The sequence below is a fragment of the Limimonas halophila genome (assembly GCF_900100655.1).
GTDB lineage: Bacteria > Pseudomonadota > Alphaproteobacteria > Kiloniellales > Rhodovibrionaceae > Limimonas > Limimonas halophila.
The window spans coordinates 130,693-157,331 of sequence record NZ_FNCE01000004.1 but is presented as its reverse complement, the minus strand read 5'-3'; the positions used below and the strand labels follow the sequence as shown (position 1 = coordinate 157,331).

Here is a 26,639-nt window from a genome sequence, read left to right as displayed (position 1 = left end):
AGGCAGTTCGACGCCGTCAGTCAGGCTGACGGACACCCGGCGCGTTTCCCCTCAGCGTCAATCTTGTCCTGGCGCGGCGGTTCCTGGCGTGCCTGGTTCCGACCGCCGGACGGTAGGCATTTCGATCCCATCCGTCACGCCGATGGATGCCCGCGACGCCCGATCGCGGGAGAATCCCGGCAAAGGTGGGAGCCCGCTGGACGCCCGGCATTGCCCGCGCCACGTCCCGAACGCAAGCAATCGCGCGAACCGGGCGAGGAGGCGACGGGCATGGGTGCGACACACGACAGCGCCGCGTGGGCGCGGGTTTTGGAGGCGGCCGTGGCGCACGTCTTCGACTCCGTGATGGTGACGGACGCCGAGTCCCGCATCGTCCACACCAACGCGGCGTTCACGGAGCTGACGGGCTACACGCTGGCCGAGGTCGAGGGCCACACGCCGCGATTCCTCCAGGGGCCGGCCACCGACCGCGAGGTCATTGCCCGGCTGGAGCGCACGATCGCGGACGGCGGCGTGTTCGAGGGCAGCACGGTGAACTACCGCAAGGACGGCACCGCTTTTGACATCGCCTGGCGCGTGGTGCCGGTCCGCGATGACGCCGGCGCGCTCTCGCACTACGTCACGGTCCAGCGCGACGTCTCCGCCAGCAAGACCGGGTAGCACGCGGCCCAGCGGTTCCCCTCGCGCGTCTCCTGTGATCCGCTGCACCTCACAACGCCCCGATGCGGCGGTCCAGGGCGTCGATGCGCGCCTGAAGCTCGCGCACGGCCCACAGCAGCCCCTCGCCCGGCACGCCGCCGCCCATGCCGGCCTCGCGCAGCTCCACCCGCGCATCCACACCGTCCGCGACGCGGTCCGCGAGCACGCCCAGCGCCTCCATCGCCCCGCGCAGCTCCGCCATTTCAGCTTCAAGCTCCTGCCGCCACGTCGGGCCGGCCACGACGGCCGCTTCGCTCGCATCGGGCGCTGAATCGGGCATGACGACCTCCTGACATTCGGCATTTTGCCTAATCATAGGCATAACGCCGATCCGCCGCATGTCAAGCGTATCGCCCAATCTTGATCGCATCGCTGAACCTGGCTAAGCGCGCCGTATGACCCCAGCCCAATGCCGAGCCGCGCGCGGCCTGCTCGATTGGACGATCCCCGACCTCGCGGCTGCCGCCGAGGTCAACCGCAACACCGTCAGCCAGTTCGAACGCGGCAACCGCCACCCCAACCGCCACACCCTCCGCGCCATGCGCGAAGCCCTCGAACACCACGGCGTCGTCTTCACGAACGGGCGGGAACCGGGGGTGAAGTTGGGAGAACACTCACATTCGCAGCAGAAGAGCTAACCACACACAGCCGATGTCAGGCGCCACGCTTAACCCTTTCCCATTCACGCTTCAGAATTGCATTCGACAACCTAATTATAACTGTTATAAGATCTTTTCTTTGATCGTCATCAGTAATATCATAATTAAATCTACTCTTAAGATTCGCTTTTACCGGCTCGTCAATTTTTATTGGTTGAAAACCCAACGCTTGCCGCAGAAAGAACGACAAAGTTCTATGATCTGGTTCAGATGGGTTGATGAGCAATTCAAGTTTTATTCTTGCCTTATTTGCTTCACTATCTCCTGACAAATTTAAATTTTTCAAATCTATCTCGTATTCATTTACCGGAGAAGGAATGTGAGCTATAATCTTACCTATCTATGTTCTAAAATCGTTAATCCACTCTATCCGATTTTTCGACTGAACTTGCGCACGAATCTGTATAGCGCTTACGATCGCAGTTAAAAACAACACTCCGCCGCCGCCAATAGCCACCCTCCAGTAAAATTGGCCGTCTTGGCTCGGAAATTTAGGATCAAAAAAGAATGTTGCCCAAAACACAAAAATTAAGGCTGTAATTGACAAAAATATATACACTGCATTTCTTATAATATAACCGTATTTACAAAATTTATGCCATATATATCTTGTTATGCCCTTCAGACCTTCTTCTCCATAAATCGTCTTGATACCCTTTGTGGATTTAGTATTAACATCCCCAATGGGATCACTATCGATAATTGCCGCCACGTCGTCCCAAGATACGCCTGACCCTTTTTTCGATTTTGGATGCCACCAAGTCTCGCATCTCAAATTTGTCCAATACTTTATTGATATGCAAGAAACTATGGTAATCGCCGCGATAACCCATAAAGCAAACATATCTATCATGAGCGAATCTTCCAAGATTTTCTCCAGAAATTGCCAAATTGGTGATTTTTCATTTTTCTCAAAAACTACTGGAAAACGCACGCGCCCCAAGAATTTACTTTCGATCATGACACTCTACCCACCAAGTCATTCAACTCTGAAAAACCGCCACACACTCCGCACGATCAGCGCCAGCAGACCGTAGGCGACGGCCACGGTGGCGAGGATGAGCCACGCGGGCGTGTAGGCATGGCCGATCTCGACGGCGTTCCGGGCAACATAGACGCCGAGCGCAACGATCAGGCCGTCGCGCCCCTCCGGAAACCCGCGCGCCAACAGCGAGAAAAGCTGGTCTAGCATCGCTTCCATGCACGGCCCGCGCCGGTCTTTGGCTTCGGGTGCACGAAGCGCGCGAGCACGCTGGCGGCGACGAAGGCCATGAAGCCAAGGACGGTCAGCGCGTTCGTCCACATCGCCGGGGCAATGACGCTCGCGACGAGGCCGATCGCCGCGACCAGCAGACCGGCAAGCCCCAGCGCCACGACCAGCAGCTTGTAGGCGAAGGGCGCGTTCGATCCCGTCTTCCCGGAGCGGGTCGTGTAGGCGATCGTCTTGATCGGCGTCCGGAACGCTTCCGCATGCCAGCGCATCGTCATTGGCCGGTCGCCTCGTGCGCTCCCGTGTGGTACCAGACATAGCCGCAGTTGCCGCAGATGCGGACCCTGACGGGGAGCCCCACGTGCCCGTTCGCCGTGTCGGCCATCAGGATCGGCTGGAATCCCGCGCGCAGCTCTTCTTCCTCGGGCGTCGGCTCGCCCCACTGCTTGGCGTCGCAAATGGGACACGCCGGCGAGATGCGCTGGCCGTCCCGCGTTTCCAGGATCACTTCATGCGCCCGGTTGGACTCGTCATTGCTCATCGCGTGCGCCGCATTTGCTCCGTCACGGTCCGTCACCCGCATACGATTGAAGCGTGGCAGGCGCGTCAAGGCGCCGCAACACGGCCTGTTCCCGCCCGCGTGCCCATCTCGTGCACCGCACGCATGGACACACGCGCGGGCGCGCGGTAGGTAGCGCGTGTCGGAAACCGGATGGGGAATCGCAGCGGTGAAAGCGCGCGTTCACGTCACGCTCAAATCGGGGGTGCTCGACCCCCAGGGCAAGGCCATCGAGCACGCCCTTACGCAGCTCGGCTTCGAGGGCGTGGATAGCGTCCGCGCCGGCAAGGTCATCGACCTGGAGCTGAGCGACACCGACGAGGCCAGCGCCCGCGAGCGCGTGGACGCCATGTGCCAGCAGCTCTTGGCGAACACCGTGATCGAGACCTATTCCATCGAGTTGAGCGCGTGATGCGCGCCGCCTACGTCGTCTTCCCCGGCTCCAACTGCGACCGCGACGTGGCCGTCGCGTTGGAGCAGGCCACGGGCCGCCCGCCGCACGCCGTCTGGCACAAGGCCGCGGCGCTGCCGGACGTGGATCTGGTTGCCCTGCCCGGCGGCTTCACCTACGGCGACTATCTGCGCCCCGGCGCCATCGCCGCGCACTCCCCCGTCATGCGGGCGGTGTGTGCGCACGCGCACAAGGGCGGCGCGGTGCTCGGCATCTGCAACGGCTTCCAGGTGCTCACCGAGAGCCACCTGCTGCCCGGCGCGCTGATCCAGAACGCCTCGCTGCGCTTCGTCTGCAAGGACGTGCACCTGCGCACGGAAACCGCAACCTCGCCCTTCACCGCCGGCTACGCGCGCGGGCAGGTCGTCACCTTCCCGGTGGCGCACGGCGACGGCAACTACGTCATCGGCGACGACGACCGCAAGCGCCTGGAAGACCAGGACCGCATCGCCTTCCGCTACTGCGAGGCCCACGGCGCGCTGACCGAGAGCGCGAACCCCAACGGCTCGGTCGCCAACATCGCCGGGGTGCTGAGCGAGAACCGGCGCGTGCTCGGCCTCATGCCGCACCCGGAGCGCCTGGCCGACCCCATGCTCGGCGGCAGCGACGGCGCGCGCCTGTTCGCCTCGGCCGTCGAGCAGCTCGCGGCGGCGTGAGGCGAATTGCTGCTACGCGCGACGTGAAGGACAGGGCCTCATCCTGTCCTTCTCCTGAAGGAGAAGGAACCCAGCCGAAGCTCCGCAGAAGCCCCCTCTCCTTCAGGAGAGAGGCGCGAAGCCGGCCGGCTTTGCGGGGGTGAGGCAACGGCCCGAAGATCACCCCTTGGCGCCGCCATCCACGGAACAGTGCCAAATATCCCATGACCGATAACACCACCCCCGAAATCACCCCCGAGCTGATCGCCGAGCACGGTCTGACGCCCGAGGAGTACCAGCGCGTCGAGGCCATCCTGGGCCGCGCGCCCAACCACGTGGAACTCGGCATCTTCTCCGTCATGTGGTCGGAGCACTGCTCCTACAAGTCGTCCAAGACGTGGCTGAAGCAGCTCCCCACCGAGGGGCCGCGCGTCGTCCAGGGCCCGGGCGAGAACGCCGGCGTGGTGGACATCGGCGACGGCCAGGTGGCGATCTTCAAGATCGAGAGCCACAACCACCCCAGCTACATCGAGCCCAAGCAGGGCGCGGCGACGGGCGTGGGCGGCATCCTGCGCGACGTCTTCACGATGGGCGCGCGGCCCGTTTGCCTGCTCAACGCGCTGCGCTTCGGCGATCCGCAGGACTCGCGCACGCGCCGCCTGGTCGACGGCGTGGTGCGCGGCATCGGCGGCTACGGCAACTGCGTGGGCATCCCCACGATCGCGGGCGAGGTCGGCTTCCACCGCGCCAACAACGCCAACAACCTCGTCAACGCGATGTGCGTGGGCGTCGCCGACCGCGACAAGGTCCACTACGCCACCGCCGCCGGCACGGGGAACCCCGTGGTCTACGTCGGCGCGCGCACGGGCCGCGACGGCATCCACGGCGCCACGATGGCCTCCAGCAGCTTCGAGGCCGACAGCGGCGAGGACCAGCGCCCCACGGTCCAGGTCGGCGACCCCTTCACGGAAAAGCTGCTGATCGAGGCGTGCCTGGAGCTGATGGCGACCGACGCCGTCGTGGGCATTCAGGACATGGGCGCGGCCGGGCTCACCTCCTCCTCGTTCGAGATGGCGTCCAAGGCCGGCACCGGCATCGAGCTGGACCTGGACCACGTGCCCCGGCGCGAAACCGGCATGAACGCCTACGAGATCATGCTGTCCGAAAGCCAGGAGCGCATGCTGATGATCCTGCGCCCCGGCTGGGAGGACACCGCGCGCGCGATCTTCGAGAAGTGGGACCTGGAGATGGCCGTGGTCGGCCGCGTCACCGAGACGGGCCGCATGGTCATCCACAACGAGGGCCAGCGCGTCGCCGACCTGCCCATCGACCCGCTGGCCGAGGAAGCGCCCGAATACCAGCGCCCCTGGGAGGCCACCCCCGCGCAGGCCGTGGTGAACGGCGTCGACGTGCCGGCCCCGGCCGATGCGGCGGACGCGCTCAAGCGCCTCATGGCCTGCCCCGACCTGGCCTCGAAGCGCTGGGTGTGGGAGCAGTACGACCACATGGTGGGGGCCGACACCGTCCAGCGCCCGGGCGGCGACGCCGGCGTGGTGCGCGTCCACGGCACCCGCAAGGGCCTGGCGGTGACGACGGACTGCACGCCGCGCTACGTCGAGGCCGATCCTGTCGAGGGCGGCAAGCAGGCGGTCGCGGAATCCTGGCGCAACCTGACGGCCGTGGGCGCCGAGCCGCTGGCGCTCAGCGACAACATGAACTTCGGCAACCCCGAAAAGCCGCGCATCATGGGCCAATTCGCCGGCGCGGTGGACGGCATGCGGCAGGCGTGCACGGCGCTCGCCTACCCCGTGATCTCGGGCAACGTCTCGCTCTACAACGAAACCGGCGACACGGCCGTGCAGCCCACGCCCACGGTCGGCGGCGTGGGGCTGCTGCCCGAGCTGGACGCCATGAGCACCGCGGCCTTCCGGCGCGAGGGCGACAGCATCGTGCTGCTGGGCGCCACCGAGGGCCACCTGGGCGCCTCGCTCTACCTGCGCGAGCTGTGCGGACGGGAGGAAGGCGCGCCGCCGCCGGTGGACCTGGAGGCCGAGCGCCGCGCGGGCGATCTGGTACGCCGGCTCATCCGCGACGGCCGCGTGTCGGCCTGCCACGACGTTGCCGACGGCGGCCTCGCGGTGGCCGTGGCGGAGATGGCGCTGGCCGGCGACGTGGGCGCCGAGATCGCCCAGCCGGACGGGGCAAAGGGCCCAATCCACGCGTGGTTGTACGGCGAAGACCAGGGCCGCTACTGTGTCGCCACGCCGTCGCCGGATGCGGTGCTGGACGCCGCGGCGGCGGCCGGCGTGCCGGCGGTCGCGATCGGCCGCACCGGCGGTCGCGCGTTGAAGCTGCCGGCCGGGGAAACCATCTCCCTGGACGATCTGCGCGCGGCGCACGAGGGCTGGCTGCCCGCCTACATGGCGGGCGACGCCTGAGCCCGACGACCAAACATCCCGGCGACGGAGCGGTGGCCGCCATGGCGATGAACGCCCACGAGATCGAGCGCCTCATCAAGGAGGGCATCGAGGACGCCCAGGTCACGATCGAGGACCTGGCCGGGGACGGCGACCACTACGCCGTCTACGTCGTCTCGCCCGCCTTCGAGGGCAAGACGCGGGTGCAGCAGCACCAGATGGTCTACAAGGCGTTGCAGGGCGCGATGGGGAACGAGCTGCACGCGCTCGCCCTGCAGACCTCGCCGCCGCAGCGCCAGACCAGCTAAGCCGTTCACACATTTATTCGCACGCGCGATGCGAGGGATCGAGCCATGACCGAGCAGTCGGTGGAAGACCGGATCAGCCAGGAAATCCAGGATCACGATGTCGTCGTCTACATGAAGGGGACGCCCGTGTTCCCGCAGTGCGGCTTCTCCGCCGCCGTGGTGCAGGTGCTCAACCACCTGGGCGTGAAGTTCCACGGCGTGAACGTGCTGGAGGACCCGGCGCTGCGCCAGGGCATCAAGGACTTCTCGCACTGGCCGACCATTCCGCAGCTCTACGTGAAGGGCGAGTTCGTCGGCGGCTGCGACATCGTCCGCGAGATGTTCCAGACCGGCGAGCTGCAGGAGACGCTGCAGAACAAGGGCGTGCAGGCCGAAAACGCGGGCTGAGGCTCGCACCGGCGGCGGGGCCGCGCGCCCCTGACCGCCGGACAAGGCGGTGCTACCCTGGCTGGACAGACCAGGGGGATCGATGTCGGACGTTCGGGACCGGCCGCGCTATGAGCGGGACTTTTACGCCTGGACCCAGGACCAGGCGGCCCGCCTGCGCGCGCTGACGGGCAGCAACGCCATCGACAGTGAGCATCTGGCCGAAGAGGTCGAGGACTTGGGCCGAAACGCGCTGAATCAGGTGCACACGCATCGCGCATGATGCGACAACGCTGAAGCCAGCGCGCCGCATAATGCGCCGTTTCTCCTTCAGTATTCGGGCATGATTGCGCGCCTGCGGCGCGCGAGCCTGCTCAGGCAGGCTGTCCAGAGCCCAGGCCTTTCCAGACCTGACCTCATCATGCCCGTGTCCAGCTTTTCGCCCACCTCCTGGTCGCCGCGTGGTCGCCCAGCCGGGAGCCGCAAAGGTCTCATCGTGATGGACGGGTCAATTTTACGCCCAAGGTGTTCCACCTTGACCGAATTGACCCGTGGCGCAGCGAAATCCGCCAGCACCATCTGCACGCAACGGTCGCGTTCTCCCCAAGCATGCGGCAAAAACTGGATCTGGATCGCATCTGGCGCCAGGGCGTCGCGCTGGCCAACGACAAGCTGGCCGATGCGGGCGAAGCGCAGCTTCCCAGCTCGCTTGCCTGCCCCTTCACGCTCGACGAGATCTTGAGCGAGGCGCTGGATCTGGACGCCGCACGCTCGCGCGCAGCGGACACACTGAAAGCGGCGAGCCGTCCGGCGTAGCGCGCTCACCACCCTACTGATGCGGCTCCAGGTGCGAGCGGATGTCCTCGCGCAGGTAATCCAGCTCATCGATGCGGTTGCGCGCGGCGATCATGGCCTGGTCGATTTCGTCCAGGTAGTGCTCCCACATGCCGGAGGGCGCGCTTAGGTCCGCCAAGCCATCCGTGATCAGGCGGCGTTTTTCGTCCAGTTCCTGCAGGTGCTGGGTTTCCGTGCGCAGGAGCTGTTCCGTCAGGGCCAATTCCGCGTTCAGCCGCGCGCGTTCGGGCTGCTCACCCTGGGCCATGGCCGCCTCCCGTGCACACCCATCAGCCGCGCGTGAACAAGCCGGGCCGCACCATCCAGGCGAGCGCCCAGCCCTCGTCCGTCCGGTCCAGGCCCACGGCGCTGCCGGGCTCGAAGGCCACGGTCATGCCCGCCGGATCGCCCGTGAGCAGGCGGCTCGCCAGCCGGCCCAGAAAGGGCTGATGCCCCACGATCATCAGATCGCTCTGCCGCTCGGCAAGCTCGGCGGCGACCGGCTCGACGTCGTCGCTCGGCCCGAGGCCGTCGCGCGCCGCCGCGGCGTTGCCGACCGAGAGGGTTTCCGCCGTCTGCCGGGCGCGCGGCTTCCCGCTGTGCCAGACCGTCGGCGGCACGGCCTCGGCGCGGCCGAGAAAGCTGGCGAGCGCATCCGCGTCCCGCCGGCCGGTGTCGGTGAGCGGCCGGCTGGGGTCCTGATCCTTGGGAACGGCTTGCCCGTGTTGCACCAGCACCAGCTGCATCACGCGCCTCCCTGCTCACCGTCGTGTCGAGCCCCGCATGATGGACCCGCGCCCGTGCGAGCGTCGAGAGGCCGCCGAGCTCACTCGAACAGCATGAAGTAGCCGTAGGCTACCATCACGGCCGGCACCGCCGAATAGAGCGTGGCGACGATGGCAGCCTTCGGGGCGATGGCGATGGCCGGGAAGAGCGCGTCGCCGTCGTTGGAGATGGCGTTGCCCAGCTGGGCCGAGAGCGGCACCACCTCCTGGATGTAGAGCGTCGTCACGACGATCTGCGGGCCGCACCCCGGCAGGAAGCCGACCACCACCGCCAGCAGCGGCACGAGGTAGGCCCAAGTGTGGAAGATCCCGCCCAGGTCGATGCCCGTGAAGTGCACGCCCAGCTCGTAGACCAGGAAGCCCACGACCACCCACACGGTGACAAAGTTCGTGGTGTCCATCATCCGGGTCATGGGCCCACCCGACCGGCACACGCCGGGGTCGAAACGCTGCTCGGGGTCCAGCGTCCACATGCCGAGCGCGAGCAACGCGCCCACCATGCCGATCGCCTGGGTGGGCTCGTAGGCCGCGAGTGGACCGAAGAGCGCGTCGGTATCGACCTCCAGCAGCAACAGCACGCCCAGCACGAAGCCCGGCACGACGACCGCGAACCAAGCCGGCCGCAGCGGGTTCAGGCGCGCCCCATCGCTCTGGGGGATCTGCGGGCTGACGTCCAGGCGCGCCTGACGCATGAAGTTGGGGCCGTGGATCAGGTCGATGATGGTGCCGGAGACGATGCCGACGCCCGCGCCCAGCGCGTACACCGCCACGGCCGTGGTGGGTTCGGCCGCCAGCAGCAGGAACGCGGCGTCGCCCATCGTCGCCGTGAGCACGGCCACCACGGCGCCGAAGCTGATCGCCCCGCGCACGTATTGCACGACCACGACCACCGCGCCGCCGCAGCCCGGTAGCGCGCCCAGCAGCGCGGCGATGGGGATCTGCCAGCGCCGGTGCTGATCCAGAAAGGTGGCGAAGTCGGTCTTCTGCCGGGACTCGACGAAGTAGATCAGCCCCAGCGTGGCGGCGACGAAAACGGACACCTGCAAATAGGCGTCCGCCAGCATCGCGGCCATGATTTCGCGCGTCTCCGGCCCCACCAGCGCGAGCCCGGCCAGGATCGCCAACAACAGCAGCTTCGCCGGCCCCAGCGACCGCGCGTAACTGGCGGAGTACGTCAAACTCGTCATCGCGCTTGCAACCAGTGTCGTCATGCCCCGTCCCGCGCCGCGCCTGTCACCCGGAGGGTCGTTCAGCAATGGCTCCGGAATTCGGTATGGTCGTCAGAATTAAGCCGTGGCTAAACTTGGGCGCGGTCGCGGCTTTTGTCAATTCGGCTGCGTGCGGTAGAACGCCTCAGCGTGGCGACCCTGGAGCTTCCATGCCGACCCGCGACCCCAATCAGCCCAGCAGCGGCGATCAGCTGATCGCGCCGGACGCCCACGCGCGCCAGCACGAGCGCGTCCGCCAGGCGCACCAGACCGAGCTGATCGAGGATTACGTGGAGCTGATCGCGGACCTGATCGACACCAAGGGCGAGGCCCGCGCCGTCGAGGTCGCGCGGCGGCTGGGCGTGCGCCAGGGGACCGTGGGCAAGATGGTGGCGCGCCTGCGCGAACAGGGCCTGATCCACAGCGAACCCTACCGCGCCATCCACCTCACCGACGAAGGCCGCCGGATGGCCGAGGACTCGCGCGCGCGCCACGCTGTCGTATTGCGCTTTCTGCGGGCCATTGGGGTTTCCGAGGAAACGGCGATGACCGACGCCGAGGGCATCGAGCATCACGTCAGCGAGGAAACCCTGCGCGCCTTCCGCGACGTGGCGGCCAAGCTGGACCCGGAGTCCAGTCGCTGAAAAATCCCGTTCGCCGTTCCACCCAACACACACGAGCGCGCACAAAAAACCCCGGCCGTGAAGGCCGGGGCTTTTGTCGTCTCGGCCCGGTCGGGCGCCGCGCCGGGCACGCCATCTCGGCGAGTGATGCCGAGGGTGATTCGTGGCGTGTCTGGCGCGACCAGACCGGATTAAACTGCGTCCAGTTTATTAGCGCGAGTAGAACTCGACGACGAGGTTCGGCTCCATCTGAACCGGGTACGGCACGTCGGCCAGCTTCGGCGCCTGGAGGAAGGTCGCCTTGAGCGCGTCGTGGTCGACCTGGATGTACTCCGGCACGTCGCGCTCGGGCGCGTCCACGCCCTCGGCGATGAGCTGGTTGTCCTTCATCGCGTTCGCGACCTCGATCACGTCGCCGTCGCGCAGGGAGTAGGACGGGACGTTGACGCGCTTGCCGTTCACGAACACGTGGCCGTGGTTCACGAACTGGCGCGCGGCGAAGACCGTGGGCACGAACTTGGCGCGGTAGACCACCGTGGCCAAGCGGCGCTCCAGCAGCTCGATCAGGTTCTCGGAGGTGTCGCCCTTCCGGCGCTCGGCCTCCTCGTAGTACTTGCGGAACTGCTTCTCGCCGATGGAGCCGTAGTAGCCCTTCAGCTTCTGCTTGGCCTGGAGCTGCAAGCCGTAGTCGGAGGGCTTGCGGCGGCGCTGGCCGTGCTGACCGGGCGCGTACTGGCGCTTGTTGAACGGGCTCTTCGGGCGGCCCCAGAGGTTGACGCCGAGGCGGCGGTCAATCTTGTACTTCTGCGTCTTGCGCTTGGACATGGCGCAACGGATCTCCGGTTTGTTGGACGCGTCTCGCGTGGGCTCCCGGTCATCCCGATCCGCAGCGGTCCGTTCCATGCAGAGCATGCGAGCGAACCGCGGGTGGGCGGGGCACGACGGCCGGCGGCTTTGGGCACACCTGACCCTCGGCCCGCATCCCGGGAGGGGCGCACCGTACAAACCGGGGCGCCCGAGTCAAGGCGGGGTCAGCCCTCGCCGTCCCCGTCGTCGCGGCGCACCGGCGGCGCGCCCTTGGGCAGGCGCAGCAGGGCGGAGACGATGCCGTGCAAGGTGTTCACCTCCGCCCGCGTCAGCCCGGTGCGCGCGAAGATGTTGCGCACCTGGCGCTGGACGAGCGGGCGCTTGGCGTCGTCGGTGTAGAAGCCGGCGTCGGCGAGCGCCCCCTCCAGCCGGCCGTAGAAGTTCTCCAGGTCGGCCTTGGTGGCGCGCGGCCCCGCCCCGGTCGAGGCGAGCGTGCGCATGGGGCTGGTGTCGCCGAGCTGCCACCACTCGTAGCCCACCAGCAGCACGGCCTGGGCGAGGTTGAGCGAGGGAAAGTCCGGGTTCAGCGGCACCGTCAGCACCGCGTCGGCGTGCGTCATGGCCCAGTTGGTCAGGCCCGTGCGCTCGGGGCCGAAGAGCAGGCCCGTCGTCTCGCCCATGCCGCCGGCCTCGCGCAGCTCCTCCGCGGCGCGCTTGGGCGTGACCGTGGGCTTCACGGTCTCGCGCTGGCGGATGCTGGTGGCGTAGACGCGCGTGAGATCCGCCAGCGCGTCCGTGAGGTCGTCGTAGACCTCGGCGCGGTCGAGAATCCAGGTGGCCCCCGCAGCGGCGTCCCAGGCGTGGTGGTTGGGCCAGCCGTCGCGCGGGGCGACAAGCCGCATGTCCGTCAGCGCGCAGTTCGCCATGGCGCGCGCGACCATGCCGATGTTCTGGCCGAGCTGCGGCTGATCGAGGACGACGACCGGCGGCGTCGATGCGGGCGCGCTCATTCGGCGGCCGCCGCGATGGCGGGCGCCCCCTCGTGGTAGAGCTTCCAGGTGATGCCGTCGTGCAGCGCGTTGAACGAGGCGTCCACGATGTTGGCCGAGACGCCGACGGTGCACCAGTGCCGGCCCTGGCGGTCGGCGCTTTCGATCATCACGCGCGTCACCGCGCCTGAGCCGGCCTGCGGCGTGAGGATGCGCACCTTGTAGTCCGTCAGCCGCATGTCGGCGAGCTGCGGGTAGACGCCCAGCAGCGCCTTGCGCAGCGCGAGGTCGAGCGCGTTCACGGGGCCGTTGCCGGTGGCGACCGTCATCACCTCCTCGCCGCGCACCGTGGTGGTGACGGTGGCCTCGGACTCCGTCACCAGCTCGCCGCGCGCGTTCCAGCGCCGGTCGTCCATGACGCGGAAGCGGTTGAGGCCGAAGTAGTCCGGCACCTGCCCCAGCGCGCGCCGGGCCAGCAGCTCGAAGCTGGCGGCGGCGCCGTCGTAGGCGTAGCCCTCGAACTCGCGCGCCTTCACCGTCTCCACCAGCTTCGTGACCTGCGGATCGTCGTCCGGCAGCTCCAGGCCGATCTCGTGGAAGCGGGCCAGGACGTTGGCGCGCCCGGCCTGGTCGGAGACGACGATGTGGCGGCGGTTGCCGACCTGCGCGGGGTCGATGTGCTCGTAGGTGCGCGGGTCGCGCTGGACGGCGGAGACGTGCAGCCCACCCTTGTGGGCGAACGCGCTCTCGCCGACGTAGGGCAGCCCCTGCGAGGGCGCGCGGTTCAGGCGCTCGTCCAGCTCGCGCGACACGCCGGTCAGCTCGCGCAGCTGCGCGTCGGTCAGGTTGGTCTTGAAATCCGTCTTGAGCGCCAGCGTCGCCATGCAGGAGATGAGGTTGGCGTTGCCGCAGCGCTCGCCCAGGCCGTTGAGCGTGCCCTGCACCTGCCGCGCGCCCGCGCGCACGGCGGCCAGGGAGTTGGCGACGGCGTTGCCGGTGTCGTCGTGGCAGTGGATGCCGAGCTGGCGGCCGGGGATGCGCGCGCTCACCTCGCCCACGATGCGCTCGACCTCCTCGGGCAGCGTGCCGCCGTTGGTGTCGCACAGCACGATCCAGCGCGCGCCGGCCTCGTAGGCGGCTTCCACGCAGGCGAGCGCGAACGCGGGGTTGTTCTTGTAGCCGTCGAAGAAGTGCTCGGCGTCGAACATGGCCTCTTCGGTGTGCGCGGCGGCGTGGGCCACGCTGTCGCCGATGAGGTCGATGTTCTCCTGGCGGTCGATGCCGAGCGCCACGTCGACGTGGAAGTCCCACGTCTTGCCCACCATGCACACGCCTTGCGCGCCGGCGTTGATCAGGCCCGCCAGCGCGGGGTCGTTGGCGGCCGAGCGGCCGGGCCGCCGCGTCATGCCGAACGCGATGAGGCGCGCGTGGCTGTAGCGGGGCCTGTCGGCGAAGAAGGCGTCGTCCGTGGGGTTCGCGCCGGGCCAGCCGCCCTCGATGTAGTCCACGCCCATGCGGTTGAGCGACGCCGCCAGCGCCTGCTTGTCGGCGACGGAAAAGTCCACGCCCTGGGTCTGCGCGCCGTCGCGCAGGGTGGAATCGTAGAAGGTGACGGGCTCGCCGGTGGTCATCTGCGCGCCATGCCTGTGTGGCCTGTTCGATCCGAAGATGGTGGTACGCGGGCGCGCGGGCAAAGGTCAACGCCCGCGCGTCGGCGCGCTCACCCCACGGGCGCGTCGCTGCCGCCGTCGCCGGCCCAGCGCCAGGCCTCGCCGTAGCAGGCCATGTCCAGAAAGCCCTGTTCGTAGTGCAGGCTGATGGCGAACGCCTGTCTGGCGGCGGCGCGGTCGGCCTCGCCGGCCGCCGCGGCGGCGTCGTCCAGCGCCTGCGCGTGCGTGGCGATGTAGGGGTCCAGGTTGCCATCCTGATAGGCGCGCAGCCACGTCTTGTAGATGGGGTCCGCCGGCGCGGCGTCGACGTAGCGCCGGCCGAACTGGCTGTAGAGGTGCGCACACGGCAACAACGCCGCCAGCACGGTCACGCGGTGACCGTCGGTGGCCCGCGCGTGCAGGTGGTTGGCGTAGGCATAGGTCGTGGGCAGCGGCACGAACTCGGCGGCATCGGGCGCGCCGCCGACGTGTTCCAGCAGCACCCGGTGGCGGCTGTGCTCGTCGACGTTGAGCTGATCGATGAGGGCGGCGAGCCGCGCCGCTTCGGCCAGGGTCGGCGCGCGGCTGGCCGTGACGGCGAACACCTTCGCCTCCTCGGCCAGGATGTAGAGGTCCTGTTCCAGGAAGCGCCGAAAGCAGGCGTGCGGCAGGGTTCCGGCGGCAAGCTCGACGAGGAACGGATGGGTGATCAGGCGGTCGACGAGGTTGGCGTGGCCGTCGCAAAGCTCCGCGGCGAAGGGCATCCTGCGTCCTCGAATCCGGCGGGGCCGGGCCGCTTCGCCGCCCGGCCGCGGTTCCGTCGTTGTCGTGGCTGTTAAGTGTTTTGGAAAAAAATCGTTAATATTCGTTTGACGGCCGAACGTTGAAAGCGCGCCGCGCCGGGTGCACGCGAGCGCGTCGCCGGTCAGCCATCGCCGGCGTCTTGCGGGGTTTCGAACGCCCAGGCGTCCCCCGTCAGCACCATGTCCAGGAAGCGGCGCTGGTGGTGCAGGCTCACGGCGAACGCCCGGCACGCCGACAAGCGCGCCACCTGATCGGCCTCGGCGCCGGCGTCGTCGATCAACGCGCCCAAGGTTGCGACACTCCGTGGCAGGGAGTCGCCTCGATAGTAGTCCAGCAGGTTGCGCACCAGCGGATCGGCGGGCTCGCTGTCGGCGAAGTGGCGGCCGACGCAGGTGTAGAGCCAGGGCGAGGGGTAGAGCGCCGCCAGGATTTCCAGCAGCCCGCCGTCGAACGCGACCGAGCGCAGGTGGCTGACGTAGGCATGGGTTGCGGGCGCCGGCGTAACGGCCAGGGGATCGACGGGCTGGCCCAGGTGCGTCGCCAGGGTCTGGTGGCGGAGGCTCTCCTCGGCGTTGACCTCCCGCACCAGCCGCGCAATGCGGGACGCGGCGTCGAGGCTGCGCGCCTTGCTGGCGGCGTGGGCGAGAACCTTGGCCTCCTCGCGCAGATAAACGAGATCCTGATGCAGATAGACCAGGAAGCGGTCCCGGGGGAGCCGGCTGGCGAAAAGCTGATCCAGCGCCGGATGCGCGACGCAGTGCTGGAGCTGATCCGCGTGCGCCGCGCACACCTCCTCGATCCAGGACATCCCCCGGCGTTCCCCCCTAGCCGCCTCAACCGACTTTAACGCACAATCGGCTAAAATCCGTTAAACACGGGTAAAGGGTACCCGCGTGGATGGCGGGAGAAAACATCCATCAACCGGGGGAATTGAACGCCGGGCGGGCGACCCCCTCGCCTGCGCCGACGGGAGCTCAGGCCTTGCGCCAGGTCGTGCCCTGCGGCCCGTCCTCCAGCGCGATGCCGCGCGCCTTGAGGTCGTCACGGATGCGGTCGGCGGCGGCGAAGTCCTTGCGCTTGCGTGCATCCGCGCGCTCGGCGATCAGGCGTTCGATCTCGGCCGCCTCGTCCGGCGACACCGTGCCCTTCAGCCAGGTCTCCGGGGCCTCGCGCACCAGGCCCAGCAGCGCCGCGCCACCGAGCAGCGCCGCCTTGTGCTCCGCCGCCTCGGCAATGTCCGCCGCCTTGTTAAGCGCGTTGGCGCGCGCGTGCAGCGCCGCCAGCGCCTCCGGCGTGTTGAGGTCGTCCGCGAGCGCGGCCAGCACGCCCGCGTCCGGCCCGGCATCGGCGGCCTCGACGTGGGCGGCGTGGTGAAGCGCGGTATAAAGGCGGTCGAGCTGCGCGCGCGCGTCGCCCAGCTTGTCGCGGGTGAAGTCCAGCGGGTGGCGGTACTGCGCCGACAGCAGCACGAGGCGGATGGCCTCGCCGGGCCAGCCCTCGTCCAGCAGCTCGCGCACGGTGAAGAAGTTGCCCTCGGACTTGGACATCTTCTCGCCGTTCACGAGCAGGTAGCCGTTGTGCAGCCAATAGCGCGCGAACTCGCCGTGGCCGGCGCAGGTGGACTGGGCGATCTCGTTTTCGTGGTGCGGGAAGATGAGATCCTGCCCGCCGCCGTGAATGTCGAAGGTCTCGCCCAGCAGCTCGCCGCTCATGGCGGAGCACTCGATGTGCCAGCCGGGCCGGCCGCGCCCCCACGGGCTGTCCCAGCCGGGTTCGTCCGCCCCGGCGGGCTTCCACAGCACGAAGTCGGCCGCATCGCGCTTGTAATCGGCGACCTCCACCCGCGCGCCGGCGATCATGTCCTCGCGCGAGCGCCCCGAGAGCTTGCCGTAATCCGGCATCGACGGCACGTGGAAGAGCACGTGCCCGTCGTCGGTGGCGTAGGCGTGGCCGGTTTCCACCAGCCGCGCGATGAGCCGGATCATGGCCGGGATGTACTGCGTGGCGCGCGGCTCGTGCGTGGGGTCGAGCGCCTGCAGCGCGCCCATGTCCTCGTGGAAGTCGCGCGTGGTGCGCTGGGTGATCGCGTCGATGGGCTCGCCGGTTTCGCGCGCCTTCGCCAGGATCTTGTCGTCCACGTCGGTGATGTTGCGGGCGTAGGCGACGTGCTCCGCGCCGTAGACCTGGCGCAGCAGGCGGTAGAGGGTGTCGAACACCACAACGGGGCGCGCGTTGCCGATGTGCGCGCGGTCGTAGACCGTGGGGCCGCAGACGTACATGCGCACCCGCCCCGCATCGAGCGGCTGGAAGGTTTGCTTGCGGCCGGTCAGGGTGTTGGTGAGCTGGATGTCCACGGCTGCGCCCGTCGTGTGGTGGGGGGAACGGCGTTCGTGTAGCAAACGCCCGCGCACGGGGCCAAGGGCGCGGCGATCAGGCCGTCCACCCGTGCAGCCTTGCCGCGGCGGTGTCGTGGCCGATCAGCGGCAGCAGCGCGTTCATGGGCGGCCCGTGCTCGCGCCCCGTGAGCGCCTTGCGCAGCGGTTTGAAGAGCTTCGCGCCCTTGCGCCCCGTCGCCGCCTTCACGGCGTCGGTCCAGGTCTTCCAGGTGGTGTCGTCCCACGGCTCGGGCGGCAGGTGCGCCGCCGCCTCGGCGAGGAAATCCGGCTCCTCGATCCACGGGTCGAGGGGATCGTGGCAGACGGCGTCCCAGGTCTTCGCGTCCGACAGCCGCCCCAGGTTGCCGCGCACGGCCTGCCAGAACGCGGCGTCCACGCGGCGCACGCCAAGGGCACGCAGGCGCTCGGCCACGGCCTCGACCGGCAGAAGCTGGAGCACGCGCGCGTTGAGCCGCAGCAGCTCGTCCCAGTCGAACTTGGGCGCGGCGCGGCCGAAACGGCCGAGGTCGAAGCCCGCCACCAGGGCGTCGAGGTCCGGGTGCGCGTCGATGGGATCGGGCGTGCCCAGCTTCGCCAGATAGGAATTGAGCGCCATGCCCTCGATCCCCTCGCGCTCCCGCAGGCTTTGCAGCGAGAGATCGGCTTCGCGCTTGGACAGCTTGCGCCCCTCGGCGTCCGTCATCAGGCTCAGGTGGGCGAAGCGCGGCGGCTCCCCGCCCAGGGCGCGGAAAAGCTGGATCTGCGCCGCCGTGTTGGCGAGGTGGTCGGCCCCGCGCACGACGTCCGTGATCCCCAGTTCCAGGTCGTCCACCACCGAGGTCAGCGTGTAGAGCGGCCGCCCGTCCTCGCGGATCAGCACAGGGTCGGAGACGCTGCCCGCCTGGAAGGTCTGCTCCCCCGTGATGCGGTCGGTCCAGGCGACCGTTTCGGGCGCCAGCTTGAAGCGCCAGTGCGGGCGCCGCCCCTCGCCTTCCAGGCGCGCGCGCTCGGCCGCCGAGAGGTTGAGCGCCGCGCGGTCGTAGACGGGCGGCTTGCCGCGCGCCTCCTGCGCCCGACGCTTGTCCGCCAGCTCGTCCGGCGTTTCGTAGCAGGGGTAGAGCCAGCCCGCTTCGCGCAAGCGCTCGGCGGCGGCGGTGTAGCGGTCCAGGCGGTCGGCCTGGCGCACCTCTTCGTCCCAGTGCAGCCCGACCCAGTCCAGGTCGGCGCGGATGGCGGCCGTGTAGGTCTCGTCCGAGCGCGCGGCGTCGGTGTCGTCCAGGCGCAGCACGAAGGTGCCACCGTGGGCGCGCGCGTGCAGCCAGTTGATGAGCGCGATGCGCGCGTTGCCGACCTGGAGATAGCCCGTGGGACTGGGCGCGAAGCGGACGCGGACGGTCATCTTGCAAGCCTCATCGCATGGCCGCGCTCGGAGTGTTTGCAGCGCCGAGGACGGAACTGACCCCAACCCCCTCTGTCATCTCCCCCTTCCCCTTTCAAAGGGGAAGGGGGAGAGAGGCTCGGCCTGTACGCCGAGCCTAGAGGGGGATGGGGTTTGCCCGCGCGACATTTCTTGGCCCGACGCATCTACCCCCGGAAGCCGTTGGTCATGGGGTAGCGGCGGTCGCGGCCGAACTGGCGGCGCGAGACCTTGGCGCCCGGCGCGCCCTGGCGGCGCTTGTACTCCGCGCCCTCCAGCCGCCGCTGCACCTCGCGCACGAGGCCGGCATCGTGGCCGCGCGCCGCCACGGTCTCGACGCCCTGATCGTCCTCCACCAGCCCTTCCAGGATGGCGTCCAGCTCGCCGTAGGGAGGCAGGGAGTCCTGATCGGTCTGGTCGGGCTTCAGCTCCGCCGAGGGCGCCTTTTCCAGCACGCGCTCGGGCATGACGCGGCCGGCGGGGCCCAGGCCGTCCTCGGGCGCCTGCTGGTTGCGCCAGCGCGCCAGTTCGTACACCTGCGTCTTGTAGACGTCCTTGAGCACGTTGTAGCCGCCGCACATGTCGCCGTAGAGCGTGGCGTAGCCCACGGCCAGCTCCGACTTGTTGCCCGTCGCCAGCACCATGGGCCCGAACTTGTTGGAGATGGCCATGAGCGTCAGCCCGCGCAGGCGCGACTGGATGTTTTCTTCCGTGGTGTCCGCCGGCAGGTCGTCGAAGACGGGCGCCATCATGTCCTGCACGGCGGTCATGGCCGGTTCGATGCCGAGCGTGTCCAGGCGCGCGCCGAGCAGACGCGCGACCTCTTCCGCATCCTCGCTGGACGAGGCGCGCGTGTAGGGCGAGGGCATGAGCACGCAGCGAAGCTGGTCCGGGCCGAGCGCGTCGGCGGCCACGGCGGCGGTGAGCGCGGAATCGATGCCGCCGGACAGCCCGACCACTGCGCCGGGAAAGCCGTTCTTGCGCACGTAATCGCGCAGGCCGAGCACGAGCGCGCGGTAGACGGCCTCCGGCCCCTCGGGCGGGGCGACGCGCGGGCCGTCGGTGGCGGTCCAGTCGCCCTCGCCGTCCGGCTGCCATGTGGTCACGGCGAGCATTTCCCGGAAGGCGGGCAGTTGCGCCACGAGGTTCCGGCCGCTGTCCAGCGCGAAGGAGGCGCCGTCGAACACCAGCTCGTCCTGGCCGCCGACTTGGTTCAGGTAGATCAGGGGCAGCTCGCATTCGCTCACGCGCGCGAGGGCGAGTTGCAGGCGGATGTCGGGCTTGCCGGTGTCGAAGGGCGAGCCGTTGATGGCGACGAGGATCTGGGCGCCGTTTTCCTGCAAGCTCTCGGCGACGTCGGGGGTCCACATGTCCTCGCAGACCATGAGGCCCAGGCGCACGCCGCGCACCTGCACCGGCCCCGGCAGCGCGCCAGGGGTGAAGAGGCGCTTTTCGTCGAAGACGCCGTAGTTGGGCAGGTCCCACTTGGCGCGGACGGCCTTCACCTCGCCGCCGTCGAGGACGAGGGCGACGTTGTAGAGGCGGCCGTCGTCGGCGCGTTTGCGGGTTTCCGGGTCCTCGCGCCAGGGCGCGCCCAGGACGACCGCCGGGCCGCCGTCGCCCGTGTCCGCGGCCAGGGCGCGCACGGCGTCCTCCACGCGGTCCAGGAAGCTCGCCCGGCGGACAAGGTCTTCGGGCGGATAGCCGGCGATCACCAGTTCCGTGGCGATGAGGACGTCGGCACCTTCTTCGGTGGCCTGTGCGCGGGCGTCGCGCAGGCGCTGGAGGTTGCCGTCGACGTCGCCGACGACGGGGTCGAGCTGGGCGAGCGCGATGGCGAGGCGGTCTTCGGACATGCTGGCTTCCGTCCCGGCGCTGGACACACGACCCGGTGCTTACGCCACGCGCGCCCGGCTCGGCAAGCCACGCGCGGCCCGCACCGCCACCGACAATCGCGCTTCCAACCCGTTAAGCAAGCCGCCCCCGCCTCACCTCACAACGTCGCACTGACACCCACTGCCTCCAAGCGGCCCCTTCCCTGCATAACGCCCAGACATTAGCATAAACTAACAGACAACTATGCTGTCCATCCTGCAATTTAACGACCTTCAAACAAACCAGTCTGCGATACACTAAACGCCGTCTTAATTCTCACATTGCACCCACGACGCGCCGCGAAGCTTCATTCCTTAGCACACATCTAGAATCGTCCATCCTCAGCCCACGCGACCAAAACATAACTTCCTTTCCACGACTACGATTGAGCAGGGAGTAAGAGATATCCAAATCCAACCCCTCAGCTTCTTTATACAAATCCCGAATCTCATCCGAATTATCGTAAGTCAAAATCCAATAGTACGGCGCTTCCTTTGATGTCAGATAATGCGCAAGACGACTATGCTGACTTCCAATAAACCCATTGTGATACAATTTGCCTTTCGGTTTTACGTACGGTGGATCGAGATACAAAAGGGCCGCATTACCCCAATGCCTGCACCTCAACAATGTCTCAGCGTCGTTGTTACAAATCTCGACGCGGGACCGATATTGAGCAATCAGTTCAATTTTATCGCACAACGATTCGCGGTTGAATCGCGCATCGATCTTATATCTCCCCTCCTGCGAACGTCCTCCAATCGGGCCCGCTGAAATTAACCCACTCCTATTAACCCTATTTAAAAAGAAAAACGCCCAAGCAAGTTCATCCATCCGAACCGATTGCGCCGATTCTACAACCCGCTTAGCATAATCTCTAGTCGCTAGAGTGCAATCCGAACTATGAATCCTTTCGCACAAGTTCGCTGTTTGATCAAAAACGCAACGCCAAAACGCATAAACAGCATAACTTGCGTCATTGATAACCAACCGGCTTATACGTTCTCGAAGCAATAGATTTATACCTGCGCCTACTCCACCTGCAAACGGCTCAACGTAGGTACCGTCGAAAAGGCCGTTTTCCTGAAGCACCGCCTCAAAGAAATCGGTAAGAAACGCTTTGCCTCCCGGATATCGAAGCGGACTATATGTTTTCGCCTTTGTCATATTTCGCACTCTTCCATTATATACCGAATCAATGGCTCGTAATGGGTCAAATGTTCAACAACTTCTTTTTCACTAGTATAGTAATATTGATTATGCACATAAGCATTCAAAGATTCCGTCGAAACCATCATCTCGGGATGGGCTACCGCCCGCTTTGCGATTTTCTTCAAATCTTTATCTCCTATAAGGTCCGAGTTTCCGTCCCCTATATATGCCATCATTTCACTAAGGGATGGATTATTCCTTTTTCTAGATACATTCTCTAACTCCCCGTTCTCATACAGAGCTTGCCTGAGCAAAAGTTCTAAAAAACTGCGAAACAAAACCGCGGCTGCATTCGGATATCTATCTAATGGAATCTTCTGCAATTCTTCAAATATATAGCGAATTTTAGCATTCTTGCTTCGACATTTCACATCTGTTGGAACAATGCGCTTTTTTGTACTTTTAGGCTCTTCCCGACCACTGCTCTCGCCTTGCGACCATTGTTCCCCCCGTTGCTCTGCTCCTCCTTGAGCATGCGATTGTGCACCGCCTACGTTACGCATGTCCGAAGCGTCGGACTGCGCTCCAGAATCTTGAAAGCAACTTGAATTGTTTTTATCGGTTTGGCTTTTACTGTTATCTCTTGACTCAAACAATAATGAATTAATTGTGTTAACATACCTCTCAACGTCCTCGTTACTATTTATATTTCGTGTATTTATGCGCTTATCCCTCATATCTCGCAAGATTGTAGATACAATAATAATTAGGCGACTGTCATTTTCATCATATGACAAATCCCCCTGATTAGACAACGAAACCCCAGCAAAATCTCGAAAATGCTGATTATCGAATAGACGCTCCAAGACAGTTATCGGAATTTTTTTCTCGTCTTTAATTTCTAAGCTGCATTCGTTACGAAGCAATACTTTTGACACCAAATCGTACATCGAGGAGATTTTTATGAAGTTTGCGAGGTTACTACGCGCTAGGTTGTAGAACTGCATGATATCGTCGAAGGAATATCCCATATTCATTATATTAGTATAAAATCGGGCTTGCTGTATTCTGCTCCATTTTTCAACGGGCGTGGTCGTATGTTTATCAGCAACAATAATATTAGCTTCATCTCGGCTCGGCGCAATAATAGAGGGAACTTCGCGCAAAAATCTTAGGGTTTTATTATCTAAACGAGACCGCAGAGTGCGATATTTTTTCGCTCCCTCGTCTAGAATATCTGGGTTTTGCAGTAGTTTCAGAGCCGCGGTGCGTCGATTCCCCTCAACCACGCGATACTTATACTTTGTTCCCGTGACTAGTACGATTCTCTCGGTCGGATAATACCCCTGAGTGCAGAATGCTGCTGCGAGGTTATACAATTCGCCTGCCTGATCGAGATACCGAATAATATCGGCCTGTGCGGCATAATTACCGGTGACACGCGGATTCCTGTCGTCGAGCTCGATATCTGCGACGCGGACGTTTTGGCTTTCCCAGTTCGCAAATCTTGGACTTGCCATAACACTCTCAGGGCTTTTTCAGGTGAGCGCATTCTGCGCAACCAAAACAGGTGCGCTGAGAGATTTCAACAACTGAGAAGGGCCGAGTTGGCTCTAGTGTCGTCGGCGGAGTGAAGCTGAGCTTCACTCCGCCGCGAGGGCCGTGTGCAGTGGGGTGTGGCCGCGCTGGTTCTTGAGCTCCTCGGCCACGCGGAAGGCGAGTTCCAGGGCCTGCGTGGCGTTGAGGCGCGGGTCGCAGTAGGTGTGGTAGCGGTCGCCCAGGCGCTCTTCGCTGATTTCCTGCGCGCCGCCGATGCACTCCGTGACCTCCTGGCCCGTCATCTCGATGTGCACGCCGCCGGGGATGGTGCCCTCCGCGCGGTGGATGGCGAAGAAGCTCTGCACCTCGGACAGGATGCGGTCGAAGGCGCGGGTCTTGTAGCCGCTGCTCGCCTTTTCCGTGTTGCCGTGCATGGGGTCGCACGACCACACGACCTTGCGGCCGGTCGCCTCGACGGCGCGGATGAGCGGCGGCAGGTGGCTGTCGATCTTGTCCGCGCCCATGCGGGAGATGAGCGTGATGCGCCCCGGCTCGTGGTCGGGGTCCAGGCGGTCCAGCAGGCGGCACAGCTTGTCGCCGTCCAGGTCGGTGCCGAGCTTGACGCCGATGGGGTTCTGGATGCCGCGCAGGAACTCGACGTGCGCCTCGTCCAGGTCGCGCGTGCGGTTGCCGACCCAGATGAAGTGCGCCGAGCAGTCGTACCAGGCGTCGGTCATGTGATCGACGCGGGTGAGCGCCTCCTCGTAGTTGAGGAGCAGCGCCTCGTGGCTGGTGTAGTACTCGGTTTCGCGCAGCTCGCGCACGGAGGAGGCGTTGATGCCGCAGGCGTCCATGAAGGCCAGGGCCTCGTCGATGCGCCGGGCCAGCTCCTCGTAGCGCTCGCCCTGCGCGCTGTCGGCCACGAAGTTGAGGTTCCAGCGGTGGACCTGGTTGAGGTCCGCCAGCCCGCCCTGGGCGAAGGCGCGCAGCAGGTTCAGCGTCGCCGCCGCCTGGTTGTAGGCGCGCACCATGCGCTGCGGGTCCGGGCTGCGCGACTCCGCATCGAAGTCGATGGCGTTGATGATGTCGCCGCGGTAGGCCGGCAGCTCGGTATCGCCCTGCGTCTCCGTGGGCTTGGAGCGCGGCTTGGCGAACTGCCCGGCCATGCGGCCGACCTTCACCACGGGCACGGCGGCGCCGTAGGTCATCACCGCCGCCATCTGGAGCATGACCTTGAAGGTGTCGCGGATGCTGTCGGCGTTGAACTGGGCGAAGCTTTCCGCGCAGTCGCCGCCCTGGAGCAGGAAGGCGCGCCCGTTCGCCGCGTCCGCCAGGTGCTGCTTGAGCGCGCGCGCCTCACCGGCGAAGACGAGCGGCGGGTAGCCGCCCAGCTCTTTCTCCGTCGCCGCGAGGGCGTCGGCGTCCGGGTAGTCGGGCACCTGCTGGATGGGCTTGTCGCGCCAGGTCTGCGGGCTCCAGCTGCGGTCGGTCATGATATCCGTCGCGGTCCGATTGCGGTTTGTTCGCGGGCAGATATACGCACACGCCAGCGGCACGCCAAGGGGCGGTCAGGCCGCGCGGTCCTCGCCGCCGGTCGCGGTCTGCAACGCGCGGACATTCTCACAGAATTCCTTCGCGCTCGCCATGAGGCCGTCCACGTCGGTCTTAAGCTGGTCGTAGCTCTGCCGCACGCCGCCGGCGGCCTCGCCGCTGCGCTGGATCTCCGCGGCGAGTTCGCTGATGCGCGTGACCAGCTGCTGCGTCTGCTGGTCGGCTTCGCCGGTCTGGCGGTTGATCTCGCTGGCGGAGGTGGACTGCTGCTCCACCGCGCGGGTGATGGCGCCCGTGGCCTCGTCGGCATTGCCGATGCGCGTGCGGATGTCCTGCATGGCCGCGGCGGTGGATTCCACGTTGCCGCGCATCTGCTGGATCTGCTCGGTGATCTGCTCGGTGGCGCGCTGGGTCTGGTTGGCCAGCGACTTGACCTCGTCGGCCACCACGGCGAAGCCCTTGCCGGCCTCGCCGGCGCGGGCGGCCTCGATCGTGGCATTGAGCGCCAGGAGGTTGGTCTTCTCCGCGATGTCGTTGATGAGGTCGATGACCTCGCCGATCTTCTGGGCGGACTGCGAGAGCGTCTGCACCGTGCCGTCGGTTTCCTCGGCCTTCTGGGCGGCGCTGCGGATCTTCTCGGCGACGCTTTCGGACTCCTGGCGGATCTGATCGACGGCCTGGTCGATTTCCTGCGTGGCGCTGGCGACCGAGCGCACGTTCTCGTGCGTGCCCGTGGCGCTTTCCTCCACCACCCCGGCGTGCTCGCGCGTGGTGGCGTGGGTGGAATCCAGCGTCTCCGCCGCCTCGCCGACGGTGTTCAGGGCGGCCTGCACGCGCCCGAGCGTGTCTTCGATGTTGGCGTCGAAGTCGCGGACGAGCTGCATCAGCTCTTCGCCCCGGCGGGCTTCGGCCTCCTGCTCCTGGGCGCGCTGGCGCTGGCGCTCACGGTCGGCGTTGGCGTTCTCGCGGAAGACCTCGATGGCGCGGGCCAGCTCGCCGATCTCGTCGGCCCGCTCCTGCGAGGGCACCGCGCGATCCTCGGTGCCGTTGGCGAGCGCCGTGGTGGTCTGGGACAGCGCCGCGAGCGGGCGCGTGATGCGTCGGCCGGCAACGATCACGAAGGCCGCCGCGGCAAGGCCAACCACCACCGTCATGATGCTCATGGACCAGACGATGAAGGACACCGTGCTGGAAACCAGCGGACCGAACTTGCGGTCGTGGGTGACCATCTCCTCGTGCATCGTGCGCAGGGTTTCCAGCGTCGGCGCGAACCCGGCCGTGCCCGCCTCGAAGCGGTCCAGCGCCTCGAGCCCCCGGTTCGCGGAGGCGATGTCGGCGTGACACATCTCGATGGCGCCGTAGGTGCCGATCAGGCGCATCGTCAGGCGGTCGAGGATGTTGGTGGCATCGAGACAGCCCTGCGGCTGCGCGCGCACGTCCTTGATGGCCGTGCGCAGCTCGCCGAGCACGGCGGCACTGCTGCCGGCCTCGGGCTCGCGCGCGGCGAGCCGGTCCAGCTTGTCGTCGACGACGTTGACGTATTTCAGGTGAAGCCGGCTCAGCTGGTAGAAGTGCGCCCCCTTGCTGATCTGCAGATTGGCAAAGGTCGCAATCGCGATCATCGCCACGAACGCGCCGCAAATGATCTGCATGCGCCGCCGGATCGGCATGGCGTCCTCCGCTGCCAGAAAGGCATGTTAACCACGTGATTTTTTACCGTTTTTCAA

30 protein-coding genes are annotated in these 26,639 nt (G+C 66.3%); 10 read left to right on the top strand and 20 right to left on the bottom strand.

Annotation, left to right across the window (positions count from 1 at the left end):
- The first annotated feature begins 270 nt into the window (after positions 1-270).
- Positions 271-660, top strand: a complete 390-nt coding sequence (locus BLQ43_RS07620; protein ID WP_090019540.1) for a PAS domain-containing protein — start codon at positions 271-273, stop codon at positions 658-660.
- A 49-nt stretch (positions 661-709) separates the two neighbouring features.
- Here BLQ43_RS07620 and BLQ43_RS07615 read toward each other — a convergent pair whose 3' ends face one another.
- The gene (locus BLQ43_RS07615) at positions 710-979 is read right to left on the bottom strand and encodes a hypothetical protein (protein ID WP_090019539.1); all 270 of its coding nucleotides are present in this window, start codon (positions 977-979) and stop codon (positions 710-712) included.
- 115 nt (positions 980-1,094) lie between these two features.
- Between BLQ43_RS07615 and BLQ43_RS07610 the strand changes: the two genes are divergently transcribed.
- Positions 1,095-1,337, top strand: coding sequence for a helix-turn-helix domain-containing protein (locus BLQ43_RS07610; protein ID WP_090019538.1), 243 nt, complete (start codon positions 1,095-1,097; stop codon positions 1,335-1,337).
- Positions 1,338-1,698: 361 nt separating this feature from the next.
- On the opposite strand, the gene BLQ43_RS14335 is transcribed toward BLQ43_RS07610, so the two are convergent.
- Genes BLQ43_RS14335 through BLQ43_RS07595 form a run of 4 tightly spaced genes read right to left on the bottom strand, consistent with a single transcriptional unit; the run spans position 1,699 to position 3,109 of the window.
- The gene (locus BLQ43_RS14335) at positions 1,699-2,319 is read right to left on the bottom strand and encodes a hypothetical protein (protein ID WP_143006192.1); all 621 of its coding nucleotides are present in this window, start codon (positions 2,317-2,319) and stop codon (positions 1,699-1,701) included.
- Between the two features lie 18 nt (positions 2,320-2,337).
- Complete coding sequence (locus BLQ43_RS07605) at positions 2,338-2,550, bottom strand: hypothetical protein (protein ID WP_143006191.1); 213 nt, start codon at positions 2,548-2,550, stop codon at positions 2,338-2,340.
- The gene (locus BLQ43_RS07600) at positions 2,544-2,846 is read right to left on the bottom strand and encodes a hypothetical protein (protein WP_143006190.1); all 303 of its coding nucleotides are present in this window, start codon (positions 2,844-2,846) and stop codon (positions 2,544-2,546) included. Before BLQ43_RS07600 ends, BLQ43_RS07605 begins: the two co-directional genes overlap by 7 nt.
- Positions 2,843-3,109: a hypothetical protein gene (locus BLQ43_RS07595; protein WP_090019535.1), complete on the bottom strand. Its 267-nt coding sequence runs from the start codon at positions 3,107-3,109 to the stop codon at positions 2,843-2,845. The genes BLQ43_RS07600 and BLQ43_RS07595 overlap by 4 nt, the downstream gene beginning before the upstream one ends.
- Positions 3,110-3,296: 187 nt before the next feature.
- Between BLQ43_RS07595 and purS the strand changes: the two genes are divergently transcribed.
- The 7 genes from purS to BLQ43_RS07560 all read left to right on the top strand — a co-directional run bounded on the left by purS (position 3,297) and on the right by BLQ43_RS07560 (position 8,120).
- Entirely contained in the window at positions 3,297-3,539 is a 243-nt protein-coding gene (gene purS, locus BLQ43_RS07590; protein WP_090019534.1) for a phosphoribosylformylglycinamidine synthase subunit PurS, read from the top strand.
- On the top strand, positions 3,539-4,234 hold the full coding sequence (gene purQ / locus BLQ43_RS07585) for a phosphoribosylformylglycinamidine synthase subunit PurQ (protein ID WP_090019533.1): 696 nt from the start codon (positions 3,539-3,541) through the stop codon (positions 4,232-4,234). The genes purS and purQ overlap by 1 nt, the downstream gene beginning before the upstream one ends.
- Before the next feature lie 203 nt (positions 4,235-4,437).
- A complete protein-coding gene (gene purL / locus BLQ43_RS07580) occupies positions 4,438-6,651 on the top strand; it encodes a phosphoribosylformylglycinamidine synthase subunit PurL (RefSeq protein WP_090019532.1) in 2,214 nt (737 codons plus the stop codon).
- A gap of 41 nt (positions 6,652-6,692) precedes the next feature.
- Positions 6,693-6,938: a BolA family protein gene (locus tag BLQ43_RS07575; protein WP_090019531.1), complete on the top strand. Its 246-nt coding sequence runs from the start codon at positions 6,693-6,695 to the stop codon at positions 6,936-6,938.
- Between the two features lie 45 nt (positions 6,939-6,983).
- Positions 6,984-7,325: a Grx4 family monothiol glutaredoxin gene (gene grxD, locus BLQ43_RS07570; protein ID WP_090019530.1), complete on the top strand. Its 342-nt coding sequence runs from the start codon at positions 6,984-6,986 to the stop codon at positions 7,323-7,325.
- A gap of 82 nt (positions 7,326-7,407) precedes the next feature.
- Positions 7,408-7,587, top strand: coding sequence for a DUF29 family protein (locus BLQ43_RS07565; protein WP_090019529.1), 180 nt, complete (start codon positions 7,408-7,410; stop codon positions 7,585-7,587).
- Between the two features lie 242 nt (positions 7,588-7,829).
- Positions 7,830-8,120, top strand: a complete 291-nt coding sequence (locus tag BLQ43_RS07560) for a DUF29 family protein (protein WP_176758572.1) — start codon at positions 7,830-7,832, stop codon at positions 8,118-8,120.
- A 13-nt stretch (positions 8,121-8,133) separates the two neighbouring features.
- Here BLQ43_RS07560 and BLQ43_RS07555 read toward each other — a convergent pair whose 3' ends face one another.
- The 3 genes from BLQ43_RS07555 to BLQ43_RS07545 all read right to left on the bottom strand — a co-directional run bounded on the left by BLQ43_RS07555 (position 8,134) and on the right by BLQ43_RS07545 (position 10,134).
- Complete coding sequence (locus BLQ43_RS07555) at positions 8,134-8,406, bottom strand: hypothetical protein (RefSeq protein WP_090019527.1); 273 nt, start codon at positions 8,404-8,406, stop codon at positions 8,134-8,136.
- 22 nt (positions 8,407-8,428) lie between these two features.
- On the bottom strand, positions 8,429-8,884 hold the full coding sequence (sixA, locus tag BLQ43_RS07550; protein WP_090019526.1) for a phosphohistidine phosphatase SixA: 456 nt from the start codon (positions 8,882-8,884) through the stop codon (positions 8,429-8,431).
- An 80-nt stretch (positions 8,885-8,964) separates the two neighbouring features.
- Positions 8,965-10,134 (bottom strand): putative manganese transporter, encoded by a 1,170-nt coding sequence (locus tag BLQ43_RS07545; protein WP_090019525.1) that lies wholly within the window; start codon positions 10,132-10,134, stop codon positions 8,965-8,967.
- 167 nt (positions 10,135-10,301) lie between these two features.
- On the opposite strand from BLQ43_RS07545, the gene mntR reads away from it, so the two are divergent.
- A complete protein-coding gene (mntR, locus tag BLQ43_RS07540) occupies positions 10,302-10,775 on the top strand; it encodes a manganese-binding transcriptional regulator MntR (RefSeq protein WP_090019524.1) in 474 nt (157 codons plus the stop codon).
- Positions 10,776-10,964: 189 nt separating this feature from the next.
- Here the strand turns inward: mntR and rpsD are convergent, their stop codons facing one another.
- The 12 genes from rpsD to BLQ43_RS07485 all read right to left on the bottom strand — a co-directional run bounded on the left by rpsD (position 10,965) and on the right by BLQ43_RS07485 (position 26,582).
- Positions 10,965-11,579: a 30S ribosomal protein S4 gene (gene rpsD, locus BLQ43_RS07535; RefSeq protein ID WP_090019523.1), complete on the bottom strand. Its 615-nt coding sequence runs from the start codon at positions 11,577-11,579 to the stop codon at positions 10,965-10,967.
- 206 nt (positions 11,580-11,785) lie between these two features.
- Complete coding sequence (locus BLQ43_RS07530; protein WP_090019522.1) at positions 11,786-12,571, bottom strand: RNA methyltransferase; 786 nt, start codon at positions 12,569-12,571, stop codon at positions 11,786-11,788.
- The gene (gene cimA / locus BLQ43_RS07525; protein WP_090019521.1) at positions 12,568-14,181 is read right to left on the bottom strand and encodes a citramalate synthase; all 1,614 of its coding nucleotides are present in this window, start codon (positions 14,179-14,181) and stop codon (positions 12,568-12,570) included. Before cimA ends, BLQ43_RS07530 begins: the two co-directional genes overlap by 4 nt.
- Positions 14,182-14,270: 89 nt before the next feature.
- On the bottom strand, positions 14,271-14,963 hold the full coding sequence (locus tag BLQ43_RS07520) for a TenA family protein (protein ID WP_090019520.1): 693 nt from the start codon (positions 14,961-14,963) through the stop codon (positions 14,271-14,273).
- Between the two features lie 161 nt (positions 14,964-15,124).
- The gene (locus BLQ43_RS07515; protein WP_090019519.1) at positions 15,125-15,811 is read right to left on the bottom strand and encodes a TenA family protein; all 687 of its coding nucleotides are present in this window, start codon (positions 15,809-15,811) and stop codon (positions 15,125-15,127) included.
- A gap of 166 nt (positions 15,812-15,977) precedes the next feature.
- Positions 15,978-17,357 (bottom strand): cysteine--tRNA ligase, encoded by a 1,380-nt coding sequence (gene cysS / locus BLQ43_RS07510; RefSeq protein WP_090019518.1) that lies wholly within the window; start codon positions 17,355-17,357, stop codon positions 15,978-15,980.
- A gap of 76 nt (positions 17,358-17,433) precedes the next feature.
- Complete coding sequence (gene gltX / locus BLQ43_RS07505; RefSeq protein ID WP_090019517.1) at positions 17,434-18,777, bottom strand: glutamate--tRNA ligase; 1,344 nt, start codon at positions 18,775-18,777, stop codon at positions 17,434-17,436.
- A gap of 185 nt (positions 18,778-18,962) precedes the next feature.
- Positions 18,963-20,651, bottom strand: a complete 1,689-nt coding sequence (locus tag BLQ43_RS07500; protein ID WP_090019593.1) for an NAD+ synthase — start codon at positions 20,649-20,651, stop codon at positions 18,963-18,965.
- Between the two features lie 295 nt (positions 20,652-20,946).
- Complete coding sequence (locus BLQ43_RS07495; RefSeq protein ID WP_090019516.1) at positions 20,947-21,837, bottom strand: DNA adenine methylase; 891 nt, start codon at positions 21,835-21,837, stop codon at positions 20,947-20,949.
- Positions 21,834-23,342, bottom strand: coding sequence for a hypothetical protein (locus BLQ43_RS14330; protein ID WP_143006189.1), 1,509 nt, complete (start codon positions 23,340-23,342; stop codon positions 21,834-21,836). Before BLQ43_RS14330 ends, BLQ43_RS07495 begins: the two co-directional genes overlap by 4 nt.
- 123 nt (positions 23,343-23,465) lie before the next feature.
- Positions 23,466-24,854, bottom strand: a complete 1,389-nt coding sequence (locus BLQ43_RS07490) for a class II 3-deoxy-7-phosphoheptulonate synthase (RefSeq protein ID WP_090019515.1) — start codon at positions 24,852-24,854, stop codon at positions 23,466-23,468.
- Between the two features lie 75 nt (positions 24,855-24,929).
- Positions 24,930-26,582, bottom strand: a complete 1,653-nt coding sequence (locus BLQ43_RS07485; RefSeq protein ID WP_090019514.1) for a methyl-accepting chemotaxis protein — start codon at positions 26,580-26,582, stop codon at positions 24,930-24,932.
- Between the last annotated feature and the right edge of the window lie 57 nt (positions 26,583-26,639).